Origin of the sequence: Paraglaciecola sp. MB-3u-78, from assembly GCF_002835935.1 — a bacterium.
Classification (GTDB): domain Bacteria; phylum Pseudomonadota; class Gammaproteobacteria; order Enterobacterales; family Alteromonadaceae; genus Paraglaciecola.
Map to the genome: position 1 here is coordinate 298,251 of NZ_PJCF01000003.1, position 15,430 is coordinate 313,680.

Annotated in this window: 14 protein-coding genes; 3 read left to right on the plus strand and 11 right to left on the minus strand. The window is 41.3% G+C overall.

The window, feature by feature from the left end:
• Window positions 1-75: 75 nt before the first annotated feature.
• From cydB to CXF95_RS05290, 3 genes are all read right to left on the minus strand, one after another.
• Window positions 76-1,074, minus strand: a complete 999-nt coding sequence (cydB, locus tag CXF95_RS05280; protein ID WP_101197712.1) for a cytochrome d ubiquinol oxidase subunit II — start codon at window positions 1,072-1,074, stop codon at window positions 76-78.
• Window positions 1,071-2,450, minus strand: coding sequence for a cytochrome ubiquinol oxidase subunit I (locus CXF95_RS05285; protein WP_101197713.1), 1,380 nt, complete (start codon window positions 2,448-2,450; stop codon window positions 1,071-1,073). Before CXF95_RS05285 ends, cydB begins: the two co-directional genes overlap by 4 nt.
• 77 nt (window positions 2,451-2,527) lie before the next feature.
• Window positions 2,528-3,079: a GbsR/MarR family transcriptional regulator gene (locus tag CXF95_RS05290; RefSeq protein WP_101197714.1), complete on the minus strand. Its 552-nt coding sequence runs from the start codon at window positions 3,077-3,079 to the stop codon at window positions 2,528-2,530.
• Window positions 3,080-3,319: 240 nt separating this feature from the next.
• Between CXF95_RS05290 and CXF95_RS05295 the strand changes: the two genes are divergently transcribed.
• Window positions 3,320-4,957: an IS1634 family transposase gene (locus CXF95_RS05295; RefSeq protein ID WP_101197715.1), complete on the plus strand. Its 1,638-nt coding sequence runs from the start codon at window positions 3,320-3,322 to the stop codon at window positions 4,955-4,957.
• 230 nt (window positions 4,958-5,187) lie between these two features.
• On the opposite strand, the gene CXF95_RS05300 is transcribed toward CXF95_RS05295, so the two are convergent.
• Window positions 5,188-7,071 carry an acyltransferase family protein gene (locus CXF95_RS05300; RefSeq protein ID WP_101197716.1) on the minus strand — a complete coding sequence of 628 codons (1,884 nt, stop codon included), beginning with the start codon at window positions 7,069-7,071 and terminating at the stop codon, window positions 5,188-5,190.
• A gap of 622 nt (window positions 7,072-7,693) precedes the next feature.
• On the opposite strand from CXF95_RS05300, the gene CXF95_RS05305 reads away from it, so the two are divergent.
• Window positions 7,694-8,305: a hypothetical protein gene (locus tag CXF95_RS05305; protein WP_101197717.1), complete on the plus strand. Its 612-nt coding sequence runs from the start codon at window positions 7,694-7,696 to the stop codon at window positions 8,303-8,305.
• A gap of 356 nt (window positions 8,306-8,661) precedes the next feature.
• On the opposite strand, the gene CXF95_RS05310 is transcribed toward CXF95_RS05305, so the two are convergent.
• The 3 genes from CXF95_RS05310 to CXF95_RS05320 all read right to left on the minus strand — a co-directional run bounded on the left by CXF95_RS05310 (window position 8,662) and on the right by CXF95_RS05320 (window position 12,056).
• Window positions 8,662-9,129 (minus strand): nuclear transport factor 2 family protein, encoded by a 468-nt coding sequence (locus CXF95_RS05310; protein ID WP_101197718.1) that lies wholly within the window; start codon window positions 9,127-9,129, stop codon window positions 8,662-8,664.
• A gap of 47 nt (window positions 9,130-9,176) precedes the next feature.
• Window positions 9,177-11,309, minus strand: coding sequence for a pyridoxamine 5'-phosphate oxidase family protein (locus tag CXF95_RS05315; RefSeq protein ID WP_101197719.1), 2,133 nt, complete (start codon window positions 11,307-11,309; stop codon window positions 9,177-9,179).
• A gap of 126 nt (window positions 11,310-11,435) precedes the next feature.
• Window positions 11,436-12,056 (minus strand): glutathione S-transferase family protein, encoded by a 621-nt coding sequence (locus tag CXF95_RS05320; RefSeq protein WP_101197720.1) that lies wholly within the window; start codon window positions 12,054-12,056, stop codon window positions 11,436-11,438.
• 131 nt (window positions 12,057-12,187) lie between these two features.
• Here CXF95_RS05320 and CXF95_RS05325 point away from each other — a divergent pair, with 131 nt between their 5' ends.
• Entirely contained in the window at window positions 12,188-13,069 is an 882-nt protein-coding gene (locus CXF95_RS05325; protein ID WP_101197721.1) for a LysR family transcriptional regulator, read from the plus strand.
• 334 nt (window positions 13,070-13,403) lie between these two features.
• Here CXF95_RS05325 and CXF95_RS31105 read toward each other — a convergent pair whose 3' ends face one another.
• The 4 genes from CXF95_RS31105 to CXF95_RS05345 form a co-directional block, all read right to left on the minus strand.
• Window positions 13,404-13,517, minus strand: coding sequence for a transposase (locus CXF95_RS31105; RefSeq protein WP_255418899.1), 114 nt, complete (start codon window positions 13,515-13,517; stop codon window positions 13,404-13,406).
• A 116-nt stretch (window positions 13,518-13,633) separates the two neighbouring features.
• Window positions 13,634-14,149 carry a nuclear transport factor 2 family protein gene (locus CXF95_RS05335; RefSeq protein WP_101197722.1) on the minus strand — a complete coding sequence of 172 codons (516 nt, stop codon included), beginning with the start codon at window positions 14,147-14,149 and terminating at the stop codon, window positions 13,634-13,636.
• Window positions 14,150-14,205: 56 nt separating this feature from the next.
• Window positions 14,206-14,478, minus strand: a complete 273-nt coding sequence (locus tag CXF95_RS05340; protein ID WP_157828077.1) for a TonB-dependent receptor — start codon at window positions 14,476-14,478, stop codon at window positions 14,206-14,208.
• A 156-nt stretch (window positions 14,479-14,634) separates the two neighbouring features.
• Window positions 14,635-15,417, minus strand: a complete 783-nt coding sequence (locus CXF95_RS05345; protein ID WP_101197723.1) for an AsmA family protein — start codon at window positions 15,415-15,417, stop codon at window positions 14,635-14,637.
• Window positions 15,418-15,430: the final 13 nt, after the last annotated feature.

Genomic DNA, 15,430 nt, shown 5'->3' on the forward strand with positions numbered 1-15,430 from the left:
ACGCACTGTCATTTATGGGGTGTTTTTTTAAGCTGGTACATCAAAGGTTAATATTCCAATGCCTTTAAACTAGGCCTAGTAGTAACGCAAGTCTTCTACTTTGCCCCAAAACACCCGATACGAAAACACGGTGTAAGCCAAAATGCAGGGGATGACTATTAACGCCCCATACAAAATAAAGCGCAGGGATTCAGGCGCGCTGGCTGCATCCCAAATAGTTAACTTTCCCGGAACTACATAAGGGTAGAAGCTAAAAGCGAGGCCACAAAAACAAAATACATAGACCACCACAGTGATAAGAAAGGGGAGCCAGCAACCGCTGTCATCTTTTAGTGGTAATTGCTTTAGCACTAAATTACCAATAAATAACAAGGTAAAACAAACAAATGGCACAATAGCCATAAAATAGGCGAAAGGTGGGGTGGTCCAGCGCTCGAATACAAGTTGATTGATCAGTGGGTTCATAATACACACGGATAATATACCTACAAAACTGATTTTCCCCGTTAACTTGGCCCATTTTATAGCCCTTAATTGTAAGTCATCAGAGGTTTTTAATATCAGCCATGTACTGCCAATTAATGAGTAGGCACAAGTGACGCCTAACGCACTTAATGCCGCAAATGCATAAGCCATAAACGAATCTTCAAAGCCCATCACAAAGCTACCCAACATATACCCCTGACTGGCGGAGGCAATACAAGAACCTAATTTGAAAATCTGATTCCAACGGTGTTTGTTGACTTGTGCAACCTTGGCCCGAAAGTCAAAGGCCACACCACGTAATATCAAACCAACCAACATAATGGCAGAGGGTATATATAGCGCCTTTAAAATCACGTTATGGGCACTGGGAAAAGCAATAAGTAACAGGCCTACAGCCAATACTAACCAGGTTTCATTGGCATCCCAAAAGGGGCCGATGGAGGCAATCATTTGGTCTGCTTGTTGATCATTGTTAAGGGGTAGCAATATGCCAACACCTAAATCGTAGCCGTCTAAAATGGCATACACAATTACAGATAACGCCATCAGTCCGGCGAAAATAACAGGTAAGTTAGCGTCTGCAATCATGATAATTCTCCGGCTGTGGTGTTGGGTGTTTTGGGAAAGTGTTTTTGTTGCAGTCTTTCTTCAGGTTGGATTTCTTCTATCTCAACCGCTCTTCGAGCCATTAAAAATAGGGTATGTAAATAGGCAATTAACAAACCAACATACACTGATAAATACAAAATAAAGGTAAACATCACGTTTTCTGGGGCAATGTCGGTAACGGCGTCCGATGTTTTTAGAAGGCCAGACACTAAATAAGGTTGGCGTCCAATTTCGGTGACATACCAACCTGCAAGTGTAGCGATCCAACCTGAAAAACTCATACCAATCAGGCTATACAACACACCTTTGCTTAGGGGTTGGTTTCGGATTAGTTTGAAGCTGGTAAACCAAGCAATGATTAGCATTAACATGCCAGTACCTATCATGATCCGAAACCCATAAAACAACGGCGCCACAGGCGGATGTTCGCCGATAAAATCATTGAGGCCTTGAACCTCCCCATCTGGGTCGTGGGTTAAAATGATGCTAGTGATATTTGGAATAGCTAACTCAAAATGATTGGTGCGATTTTTCTCGTCTGGTACTGCAAATAATAAAAGCGGCACCCCTTTTTGGGTATCCCATATGCCTTCCATTGCCGCCACTTTTTGTGGTTGGTTCTCAAGGGTATTTAAACCATGTAAGTCACCGACAAATATTTGCAAAGGCACCAGTATGGCGGCAACAAAAACAGCTGTTTTTAGTGCCAATCGTGGCGCTTTTTTATTGTCTCCCCTGACAATACGGTAGGCTGAAATACCAGCGATTAAAAATGATGCCGTTAGACCAGACGCTAACAACACGTGCGTCAAGCGGTAAGGAAATGAAGGGTTAAAAATGATGGCCCACCAATCTAATGCATGGGCCACACCGTCACGCATTTCATAACCTGCTGGGGTTTGCATCCAAGAATTAAGGGCGATAATCCAAAAAGCTGAAATGGTTGTGCCCACCGCCACCAATAACGTCGCTAGGGTATGCAACCAGCTTGGTACGCGGTGAATGCCAAATAACATCACGCCTAAAAACGTGGCTTCTAAAAAGAAAGCAGTGAGTACTTCATACCCTAAAAGTGGCCCAGCAATATTACCCACCGTCTCCATATATCCCGGCCAATTGGTGCCAAATTGGAATGACATAGTAATGCCACTGACCACACCTAGGGCAAAAGTAAGCGCAAACACTTTTACCCAAAAACGATAGATACGCATCCAAACAGGATGCCTGCTGATATTAAAGCGTACTTTGAAATAGAATAAGAACCAGCCCAAAGCGATGCTAATACTGGGAAATAAAATATGAAAACTGATGTTGGTCGCAAATTGTAAGCGAGACAACAGGAAGACGTCAGCCACGGGACACCTCTATTTAAATGTGGGAAAGTTTGTAACGCGTTGTTAGCTACTTGATAATTTATACTTTGCCGAGCGGCTTATTCATTACTTCGTTTTAATAATTTATCTTTCATATCCAATACTTTGCCAACACCCGAGCCTAACTTCATCAGAGTATCGAGTTTTTCTGGACTCAACCGCTGTAACTCGCTTGACCACTTGGTGATACCTTCAAGTAAGTCATGCACTTCTTTGAGTTTATCTTGTGCGTGTTGTTCTTGTTCATTGGCTGGTGTATCAAGCAGAATATCTCGTAACAAGGAAAGGGTAGGATCCATTTCTCGTTTACGACGCTCTTCAAACACCCGATTCGCCATATCCCAAATACTGCCATTAGTTTGAAAGTAATCTTTTCTGTCAGCAGGTTTATGCTGCAGTTGAATCAACTGCCAAGACTGCAATTCCTTCAATCCCATACTCACATTGCCGCGAGAAATGCTCAGCGCTTCAGCAATTTGATTCGCGCTAATAGGATCTTTGGTGATCACCAGCAACGCATACATTTGCCCAACAGTGCGATTAAACCCCCAGCGACTTCCCATTTCACCAAAGTGCATAACGAAGGTTTCAATCATAGGTGTCATTTTCATTTTTCTGTTCCAAACATTCTGAAGTTTCAGTAATTATTGAAACTTTAGGGTTTTTTTTGATCTAGGTCAAGTCATATCTAAGATATGTGTGGATTCTAAGTTGAGTTGAAATGGATTCTCAATTTATTGTCTTGGTTCTGACATTGATCAGACCAAATTGAATAATTTCTATTTATAATATTTCCCACAAGATCGCGGGTTTAGTACAATATCACCTCAACTTTTGAGGGTGAAATCACAATGAAAATCAAACGGTTAGACCACCATGGCATTGTTGCTGGCGTTATCGACGACTTAAACATGGTGCCTTTGTTAGATAAGCATTTGCCGCAAGATGATCTTCAAGAAATTAGCCCGGGCGAGGCGATAAAGGGCATGATAATGAATGGCCTGGGGTTTTGTAATCGCCCTTTGACGCTTAGCCCTCAGTTTTTTGCCAATCTCCCGATGGAGCATCTATTTCGTGAAGGCGTTGAGGCATCTCACTTTAATCGCCATAAACTAGGCCGAACACTGGACCAATGTTATGACTTTGGTTGTGAAAGTCTGTTTTCCTTGGTATCGCATCAGGCCTGCGAAATAGAGGCTGTAGATTGCCAGTTTAAATCCCTTGATACCACAAGTCATTCGTTAACCGGCGAGTATGCGCATGATGAGGAAGGCTGTGACGAGCATGTTATCAGAATTACACACGGTCATAGCAAAGCGCATCGCCCTGATTTAAAACAAGTTGTACAAGAAATGATTGTCAGTCAAGACGGAGGAATACCCTTGGCCGTTAAAAATTGGGATGGTAATAGCGCTGATACAAAAGTGTTTAAAGAGCGCGCTAAGGCGCTGGTCAAGATGGTGAAAACTGCGCCCAAGCCTAACTACTTGGTCGCTGACTGTAAGCTTTACCATAAAGACAATGCTGAGTTCTTATCGCAACTGACGTTTATTACGCTTATCCCGTCCACTATTAAACTAGAAAAAACACTCATTACAGAAGCCCTAACTGCGCAAGAATGGACGACTATTGATGACAACTACCAGTACACAGTGAATGAAGTAGAGCACATGGATATTAAACAGCGCTGGATAGTCGTCAATTCAAAAGCCGCAGGTGAGCGTGCAACAAAAACGATTGGCAGACAAGCCGACCGCGCCAAGGAAAAATTAGACAAAGAGTTATTTCATTTGCAAGCCCAGCGCTTCACTTGCAAAGAGGACGCACTGAAGTCGTTGGCCGCGCTTAACAAGCGACAAAAGTATCACCAACTGACTGAGCTTAACTGCATAGCACACAAGGTTTACGAGGGAAAAGGCCGACCTAAAAAAGATGCACCAGTCAAACAAATTGTATGGCAAACGAGCGCGGTGGTTGAGCTAAATGATAAAGCAATTCAACATGCTATTGAACAAAAATCATGCTTTATACTCGCCACAAATGCCGACGAAAAAGCGCTATCACCTGAGGGAATTCTGCATCATTACAAGGCGCAATCGGTGGTAGAAAGAGGGTTTAGATTCCTAAAAGACCCACTGTTTTTTGTGTCATCCTTGTTCATCAAAAAGCCTAGTCGTATCGACGCATTGTTAATGATCATGACCTTATCTTTATTGGTTTACTCAATCGCGCAACGACGCATGCGCGCGAGCATGAAAAAAGCCAATGAAACCATCCCAAACCAGATTAACATACCCTCTGCTACCCCCACACTGCGCTGGGTGTTTCAATGCTTCGAGGGTATCAACCTCGTTCAGCCTGAAGAAACCTATGATAAAACAAGCACTTACTTAGATGGATTCGATAAACTAAGGACAAAAATCATTAATTTGATTGGAGGCCATTCGCTGCATTTGTATAATATTCAAAAAAGTAGCGTGGGGGTCTGATCAATGTCAGTTGGTTCGCTGTGATTCTCATTTGTGGTGAAATGGATTTAATATTAATAGGACCGGTTTGAGCGAATTATAGACACACAGAAAGTTGGGAAGTACGCCAAAGCGGACAAGGCGGTAAAAGACTTAATATCCAACCCTTCCAGAGTTTGACGCTCTCGGTCAATAATACCCTGCTGAATGTTACCCATTGATTTCGATCTATATTCCGGATCTTTTAGTACTTATTTTATAAGATTGACAAGTTCAGCAGCCCCTAGGATTGATGGGTGATTATCATCAAAATACAGCGGTATCCCATTCCTGACAGCAAAGCACTTTTTCTCATCACAAAACACATCTTGAGGCCGCAGCAAATGTACATTTTTTGGGTAATTAGCATTATCAAAATGATGAATGAAGTATTTATTTCTCTCTCTATACCAAGATAAGTCTGTACCATAAATATTAACTAGACTGCTATTTTTTAAATATGAAAAACCTATCAGTTGTTTTATGTCGCGCTGTAACTCTGGTATAGGATAAAAAACATAAACATTATCTTTACTTGCAGCAAGCTCAATGATCAACTCATCAATTTTCTTTGTCATTCGTATGACTTCATCACCTATTAATTTGTGGTTTAATTTTGGGTAGTAGTAAGCATTTCCTCCAAGCATAGTAGAAGTAAATCTATGATTAAATACGATATTTCTTATTTTCTTATTATTTAAAATATAACTTACAGTTTCGTTATACCACTTTGAACATTCACTAAACGCATGATTTTCTAAGTAAGATGGCCTACAACCAGAAAAGCTAAAATGTTTTAGACCTATATCTGCCGTTTGCAGTTTTTTTGCTAATGCATATGCAATTTCTATCGAGTGACTGTCGCCAAAAGTTGCCCACGTTATATTTGAACCAAAATACTCACAAGATTGAGCGGGTATTTGATATTGATTAATGTGGCACTTATTTCTATATGGACTTGCTTGCGATGCATTTAATAAATATTGATATTCAGAAGAAGCTAGCTTCATAAAACCATTTTGTATAAATATAACTTGACCTGCTACACCAACAAGTAAAGCCATATACATAGGCTTACATTTTAAATAGGTAAATAAATTGCCAAAATCATTCCTAAATTTAACTTTTTCAATATATCTATTGCTCAGATACCCTAATAATACTGACAACGCAATACCTAGATAAATGAACGTAACACTTAATGAAAAGTAATAAATAGCGACAACTAACGGCCAGTGCCATAGATATATTGAATAAGACCAAGCCCCAATTTTTTGGGAAACTACATTGCTAGTGATAAAGCTATCATTTCGTTGGGCTTGGATTATCAGGAACGAACCTAAAACTGGGAAAAATGCTAAATAACCTGGCCAAGGGTTATCTTTTGATATTAAGAGATAAGAACTAATAATTAAAGTTAAGCCAAACCACTCTAATAGTTTTTTCCTTTTCTCCGTTAGAGTAAAAGGGTATAGGTAAGCAATGCCTCCAATCATCATTTCCCACGCTCTGGTAGGTAGCAGGTAATATGAAGCGTCAGGCCATTTGTAAGTGGCGATAACGCAAAAGATAAAGCCTAAGGCCGTTCCAAGTAGAACCGTTGCTTTCATCGCCTTTACAGGCATAAACTTGCTCATCACGACAAGTACTAGCGGATAGATTATATAGAATTGCCATTCAGCTGATAATGACCAAGTATGCAATAGCCATTTTTCGTGTGAAGTAGCATCAAAATAGCCTGATTCTTTCCAATAGGTAATATTGGAAAAAAAACCAATACTGCTGCCTACGTGCTTACCTAAAGCTTTATAATCAAAGGGGGTTAGATAAAACCACCCGAACACTAGCAATACCAAACAAAGCGCCGCTAAGGCAGGAATAATTCTATTTGCACGAGCGACATAAAACTTCAAAATAGAAAATTTTTCTTGTTCTATTCCCCTAAATATTATGCCAGTCATTAAAAACCCTGAAATAACAAAAAATACATCTACCCCTGCAAAACCGCCGGGGATCCAAGATGCATTAAAGTGGAATAACACCACAGATATAACTGCAATAGCTCTAAGGCCATTTATGTCCTTTCTAAACTGCATCTTGTAATTCCTTGCTTGTAACTAACCGCATAAACTATGCGGACTCTAAAGATCGCTTATTCTTTTCAGGACATCTAGTTGATAGGCTGGACGCATAAAAGCCCAGCTCGTTTGTGTATTGATACAACCGGCGTTACAGGTTTTTTCCACCTATTTGCCTGAAATAAAACCTAACGTCTGAATTGAAATAATGAGATTAAAAGCGAACTAAAGAAATGAACATGAGGATTCAAAACTCCGTTTACTAAAGACGCCATTTTTAGGCACTAAATCTTAATTTCCTGCAAAAATGAAATTACCACTCAGTGAAATTACTTGTCAACTATTTATAGCGTGACCTAAACGCCCAGCTTCACTAACATCGCTTTCTTCCGCATTAAGTAAAAATAGTAAAAATAAGAGCCCACAAACAGTTTTCGTCAATGTCTGCAAATGGCAACACAGGCGACAGATGGCTTCGAGCGAAGTACATTGGGAATCTTGACCTCAATACTGGATTTCGGTCACAAACTCCAAATTTTAATGGTATTTAGCAAAGAATTTTGTAGAGGGTTGTTAAATTGGAGAATGTATAGGAGTAGAAGTTACGCTTGCTGAACGAAGTTCATATCAAAGATTTTCGATGCAACAAATAGAGTCTGCGCAAAACAAATTTGGCAGTGATTTACTTGAAGCTACTGATACTAGCTTACCATTAGAGATAGGTCTGATTTTCGAAGATGGTATCGCTGTTGATAGCAATAATTATAATGATACATTGTCCGAAATAGCCTCTTTGATAAATACAGTATCAGCATCAATGAGTCGGCATTCGATTGAGCTAATGGTTAGGACAGAAACAGACCTAAAGGATAGTAAGCAGCGCAAACATATCTGTCCTCAACTTCCAAATTTTCTCCAATACATTCAATTATTCAATGATGGACATAAAGCTTCTGTTGTGACGGGCAATAGAGGATGCCTTCTAGAGAATTTCACAGAGGATAATTTATTTCCTGTGCTACATAGGAAGCATAAAGCCCTTTTGGGTTACGCTAAATGTGACGAGCACTGGTTGGTTATTGTTTCTGGACAGGCTCCTCCTCTGTTTGTAGAGCATGATACAGCGCCGAACTTAAGTCTTCCGTCGATAGCAACTAATTTTAGCGAGCTTAAGATGAACCTTCCGATAGCTTCATCTTTTGATAAGGTTTATTTCTTTAAGTGTCCCACAGAGGCTATCTTACTCACATAAAACTTAACCTGTGATATGGGGTACGCATTGTTAATGTCAGCTAATGGCACAAAGTGCTCCGTCGCCTCCAGTGAAATTCATACCACCACAACTGAGAATATAGGGCGCTTATCTCATGTTAAGTGATAATGAATACATAATCTCTATTCTCAATAAGGTGAATAGCCCTTTAAAACCGCGCAAGTCTTATCTCAACAAAAATGAGGATCCACATATGTTGTGTAGGATCGCTTATTCGATGAAATGGGCGTCTTGGATGGATTAAAAATAAAGGAGGGGACTTGGTTAATTAGATTGCGATGTAACCCAGAAATATAAGCTATGGGTTACATCGCAATGTAAAAAATTTATATATGTTAAAAATTAAGTTCAGACAGACTCGGGTGATCATCTGGGCGTCGACCTTGTGGCCAATGAAATTTGCGTTCGCTTTCTGCAATGGCTAGGTCGTTAATACAGGCGAACCGATTGCGCATTAAACCGTCGCCATCAAATTCCCAGTTTTCATTGCCGTAGGAACGAAACCAGTTACCGTTTTCGTCGTGCCATTCGTAAGCGTACCGCACCGCTATTCGATTATCAGTAAATGCCCAAAGTTCTTTGATTAACCGATACTCTTTTTCTTTGGCCCATTTTTCGGTGAGAAATGTTCGTGCTTCTTCTCGGGAATGAATAAAGGTTGAACGATTTCGCCATTGTGTGTCGGGGGTATAGGCCAATGCGACTTTTTCAGGATTACGACTGTTCCAGCCATCTTCGGCAAGGCGCACTTTTTGGCGAGCCGTTTCTTCGGTGAACGGCGGTAGTGGTGGTCGTGTTTGCATAATATAGTGTTCCTTTATCAATGGGCTATAGGTAAGTGTTGTAATACTTATAAATCAATTTCAACTGTGCTGATTTGATTCGAATTTTGTTCATTGTTATCTAGCTCAGTGCTTTCTTTTTTTGGTACTGCACAGCAGATTAATATCTCGCCTTTTGCTGGCGTAGCTTTAGGTTTGCTGCGGTAGGTGATTGAGCCTGATAGCAGTTTCACCGCACAGGAGCCGCAAGCGCCAGTACGGCAACCAAAACTCGGTGTGAGCCCATGTTGTTCTGCTGTTTCTAACAGTGTGGTATCACCTGCGTTCCATCTTTGTTCAAAGCCCGACTTAGCGAATTTTATGGCCGCTTCATCGGCTTCGTTTTCTGCTGGTGGCAACACAGACTCATTATCGACTTGGCGAATGAGTGCTGCTGGGCCAAATGCTTCGGCAAAAATACGAGCATCACTTACACCTAAACTGCGAATTGCAGCATAGAGTACCTGCATAAACGCAGATGGACCACATAGGTAAAAATCATAATCGTCGAGGGCTAATATTTGTCGAAGTGTATCGGCGCTGATGTAATCACTTCCATTAAAATCAACGCCTATTTTTTCCTGTTCTTTGGGTTGAGTAATAAAAGAGTAATAACGGATTTTACCGTTGGCTTGTTTCTCGGCATCACGGAAACTATCGGCAAACGCTCGCCGTTGGGTAGTTTGTGCAGCGTGTAATATGGTTAATGGTCTTAGATGACGAGTACGCTTAGCTTCATTGAGAATGTGTGACGTCATGGCCATCATAGGCGTAATGCCAACGCCCGCAGCAATTAATACGGCTGGGCGTTTTTCTGCTGCATCAATACAAAAGTCACCAGTAGGTGCTTTGGCTTCAATTACATCGCCAACGCGCACTGTGTCGTGTAGGTATTGTGAAATAGTGCCATTAGTATCCCGTTTAACCGAAATACGGTAATAGGGTTTGTCTGGAGCAGATGAGACAGTGTAGGTTCTAATAACAGCTGCGTTTGCATCAGGCGGTGTAAGGCGCACAGTCAAAAATTGCCCCGCTTTTGAAGAGGTCAATGGCTTGCCTTCCTTCGGTTCTAAATAAAAAGAACGAATAACATCACTCTCATCTTCAATGCGTTTTACGGTGTAGGCTAACCACGACTCCCGTGCAGCTTCAGCAGCCAACGTGGCATTTGCTTGCTGCCAACCTCCGGCCATTAATGTGTTAGGTGAATACTCATTAAACGATGCACGAAAAGGCAATGCCTTTTTTAATGTAACGCCGTGGTCGAGTATAAAACGCCATGCGCGCTCGGCACCTTTAAATGCGGTAACTTCTGGTTCGTCTTCCCATAATAATTTGACTGTACCGGTTAGCATTATTAAGTCGCCAGTGGAAAAGTCAATAAACACTAAGCCCGCTTTAGGGTTAACTAAAAAGTTACCTAGTGTGTTGAAATGATAGTTGCCTGAGTAATCAGGAATAGTCAGTGTATTACCTGCTACTTTCACAAAACCAGGGCGCCCACCACGGTGTGATACATCGACGCCTTCTAGTTCTGGACGGTCTTTGGCTGGCACATAACTAGACACAAAAAAGGTGTCTGCACCACGAATTAATTCACTCACTTCATGACTTAGTTTAGTAAAATTTTGTATATTATTGGGATCTTTAGTTACCTGAGTTTTTTCATTAAATTTAATACTACGACTCTGTATATATTGTGGGCAATTGCCAAATGATTGGTCAACAGATATTGAAAAATGCGTTGCACTAGTATGCTGTACTCGACCATTAACTCGGTTGCGACGACGAGAATTCATTTCTATACCGAGTAAACCTAAGGGGCTACCCTCTTTTTTTAATTGTGGTGTAATAGGGTCACCGAAGATTGCAGATACTCTCATGGTTAATGTCGTCGGGTCAGGCGAACTTATAAAACCAGGCTGTCCCGAAAGCACCGACGCCCAAGGCCAGCCTTGTGCATCAACACTGCCTGCAATAATAAAAGGCAGTTGTTGGTAAAACTCTCGGTGTTGTTCTGGCATATATGAACGTATTGCACGCTTCCCAAAATTTTCCATCGCTTCACGCTTGCCCACACGAGTTTGAATTTCCTGCTCACCAGAATGAAATGGCGATAGGTTGGTTTTTTGATCGGTTTTATCGCGAGTCTCGTTTTGCATGATAATCATCTCTGTGTGTGGTTTTCGAAAGCGCTGGGTAACATCTACTACTACTAGCTCGCAAACCCATCAGCAGGGTGTATTTGTGCTTGATGTGCGAGCTAGTGATCAACTTGTATTAAAGGCTTATGCCGCTAACCCTACTTTGGTGGCTTGCATGGGCACAAAACCTTTCAGGCTTTCAATGTTGGTTAGCCAGCGACGTACATTAGGATAAGGTTCTAATGACACATCACCTTCAGGTGCATGGGCCACGTAACTGTATATGGCAAAGTCAGCCAGGCTGATTTTATTGGCTACCAAAAAGTCACGGCCAACTAGTTGCTGTTCCAGTTTTATCAACGCTTTTTCTGCTGTGGCTTTAGCAAACAGAGGATCGGATGGTGAATTGAATACATTTATAAGTCTCGCCGCGCCTACGCCATAAGAAATTTCACCTGCAGACATGGCAAGAAAACGATGCATTTCAGCTTCTTGTTGCAGATCCTCAGGGATAAATGCAGGCGCATATTTGCGTGCTAAATAAATGAGGATTGAAATTGAGTCATGCACAATGGCATCTCCATCTTCAATAACGGGCACTACTCCCAAAGGATTAAGACTGAGAAATGGTGCTTGTTTATGTTCTCCCGCTGGGAGATCAACGTGGACAATTTGGTGCGCAATACCTGCAACACTTGCGAATAATTGTACTCGATGAGCATGACCCGAAAGTGGGAAGCTGTGAATACGAATGGCATTTGACATAATGTGTTCCTCTATTGAATGATTACTGGGTGAGAGGAAATAATAGGCACTGCTTGATTTAAAGACAATATACTATATTGTTGAAACATTATCTCCATTATGAATATAATAATTGGCGGCAGGGGATTATTGTGGATACGATTGATAGTATGCGTATTTTTGTTGCTGTGGCGGGGCAAAAATCGTTTACCGCGGGGGCAAAGCAGTTAGGTATTAGCACTAACTTGGCGAGCAAACATGTGCGGCAACTAGAAGTACGTTTGGACGCACAACTGTTCCATCGTACTACTAGGCGTGTCACTTTAAGTGATACCGGTCTAGCGTATTTTGAGCGCTGTGTGTTATTGCTAGATCAATTTGATGAGTTGGAAGATTTGGTGCATGAGCGTCAATCTGAATTAGCCGGGCCAATTCGAATTACAGCGCCGACAGGGTTTGGCGCGGGGGAATTGGTAGAGGCAATTCGTCCTTTTCAAATAGCACATCCCAAGGTGTCTATTAATCTGCATCTCTCCGATCAACATGTGGATATGTTAAATGGAGGTTTTGACCTAGCGATCCGTTTTGGCCCTCTACAAAATTCCACCCTTATCGCCCGTAAGTTACTCACTATGCGATTAGTGGTGGTGGCATCTCCCGAATATATCCGGGCATTTGGTGAACCACTACATCCAAGTGCACTGTCGACCCATAATTGTTTGCGACAAATATCATCATCAGACCCAGAGCATTGGGGATTTACTATAAATGGAAAAATACAAAAATTTCTTGTTAGCGGATCTTTTACTGCAAATTCACCTCGTGCCATCGCGAATATGGCGGCAGGGGGATTAGGCATTGGTCGTTGCCCGCTTTACACGGCTGACCCTTTTCTTAAAAGTGGTGAGTTAGTAGCTTTGTTTGAAGACAAGACCGCAAATGAATTTAATTTATATGCTGTGTACCCTTCGAGTCGCCATTTAACGGTTCGAATTAGGAAGTTGATAGATCACTTGGTGCAGGTGCTTTTGTGATAGTTGTTAACCTGAGATCTGCTTAAGCAATAATTATAGAGTTATGCTCTAGGTCAGTTATATTTAGACATGGCTTGTTTTCTTTTTAGCAATAAGCCATTAATACTGCGATGCCTTGAGTGCTCGATAAATTAAATATTTATTAGTGGGTCGCTTTATAATTGAATCCAAGTTTCAATTATAAAGCGCTTTGAGAACATAGCCCGATCCCACAACGACATTGCTTTGGTTTTCATGTTTTGCGAACGGTTTTGATGCGCCTGTCACATGTGTCGAATAAGTCGGCTTCTAAGACTTTATTCAAATAGCCTTTATCGCCATACAATTGATCCGTTTACCCCCTTGCTAATTCACCCACGGCTTGGGTGTCATGAACATTTCCCGTTGTGACCTTCGCAGTAACAATTTCATATTGATGGTTGACGGTTAAGTGGAGTTTGAAGCCGATTACTCAAGGGGTAATAAACGGGGGATACGTTTTTGCGCTGGAGCCGATGATGGACTGGGACAATAATGCTTGCAGACCTAAATTAATGGTGGCAAAAACAAATATCACTTATGCAATTAGTTAGATTTTCGCGCTTCAAACGCTTTTTGATTAATTTTGGAAATATCAACAAAAGCCTCATTTGCTACTAATACACTCATGGAATAATGTGCAATTTTCCATGTGTTGTTTTGCTTTGTTACTACACCCGTGCCTCTAAACCGGCCCCATTTTTTCGACACAATAATTTCATCCAGCCAAGCGGTTTGGCCATCATCTGCAAAATTAATATGACGCTCGACCGATGTGTATGTCCAACCTGTACCCTCTTTGAAACGCTCTTTCACATATTCATCTAAGGTGATGGGTCGTGTCCATCGCTCCCAATCGTCTGTTCCCATAAATACACCGGTAGGAGTAAAAGAACCTAAATAGCCGTCTAGGTCGGCTTGGCTAGCGGCATAGTGAAGACCGTCCATTAACTGACTAATGGCCTGATTTTCTGTTGTTGTTTGTATTTTGTGGTCCTGGGCAAAACTCATGACTGTTAAAGAGCATATTATGAGTAAAAGTCCGGCTAAATATCGCTGCATATATTTTTATCCTTTATAGAAATTGGCTACTGGTAAGCCAGTAGCCAAACAATTATTTAATAGTGACCACGAAAGGTGATGCCAATAGAACGCGGGTTGACGCGTATACTTGCTGGTGGATCAAATGGTGGGCGGCCAATTGCCCGAACTACACCATCGTCATCAAACAAGTTGTTTGCAAATAAAGACACTTCATAGTCTCTAAACCTAACACCGACACGCAAATTGGCAACAGTATAAGCGTCCATTTCTCTATAATTGGGCTCATTTACATTAAATTCTGTTGCTCGGTCTCCGGTATATTGGAGATTAAACCAAACAAAACCCATGTAATTTTCAACGAGGGGCTGCTCGTATTCGGAACTAATCGCACTATGCCAGTCTTAGAGTCTGCACCAAATAATGTTCCTTGCTTGGTGCAGGCTCTATTTAAAACAACCCACTAATTTATAAGTTCTACCCATCTTTAGTGATGGATATTAACCTCAACTGAATAGATCTTTGAGCTTATCGTTAGCTTTTTCTAACAACTTATCCTTTTGTTTATTAAGTTCTTCTTTGGCTTTTTTCTTAGCCTCGTCTTCTAAGCGTTTTTTTGCTTCAGATTTAGCTGCAGCAATCACGTTATCGAGCATGGCTTGAACCACAGCCACTCCCACTTGATCTGCTGGCATGCCATTGGGTTGGCCAATAGAGCCTGCATTGAAGGTGGGTAAGGTCACCTCATACTCTTTTGTCTCAATATTAAGATCGCCAGTAGGTAGTTTTTCAAAATTGAGCTTAAGGCGAACATTACTGACTGTTATGTTTTCAACAATAACCAAAGGATTGGCCACGTCTTGTGATGTGGGTGCCGGTTCATTTTTAGTTTTTGGCAGATTGGCGGCCAAATTGTTTTTCAGTACTATCAGGTTACCCTTGCCATCTTTGTCTACTTCATAAAGAATTTCTGGTGCATGGATGCTAATTGTCTGTATCACATAAGGTTCATTGATCACTTCGCCTAAGTCGAGAGTGATCGCATTGACACTGAACGCGTCTTGATTACTGAAGCCTTGGGGATTTTTTATATCTAGATCACTGATGGTCATTCGTCCATCAGTCAATGCCAAGTCTACCTTGAAGACTGACACAGTGGTTCCCAGATACTTACTCCCTTGTTGTTCTATTTGCGCACGAATAAAATCGCCCGCTCCGCTCAACATATACCAAGCACTACCTGCAATCAGCAGCACTATCAAAGCAAAAATCCCTAGTCCTTTTTTCATGAAATACTCTTTT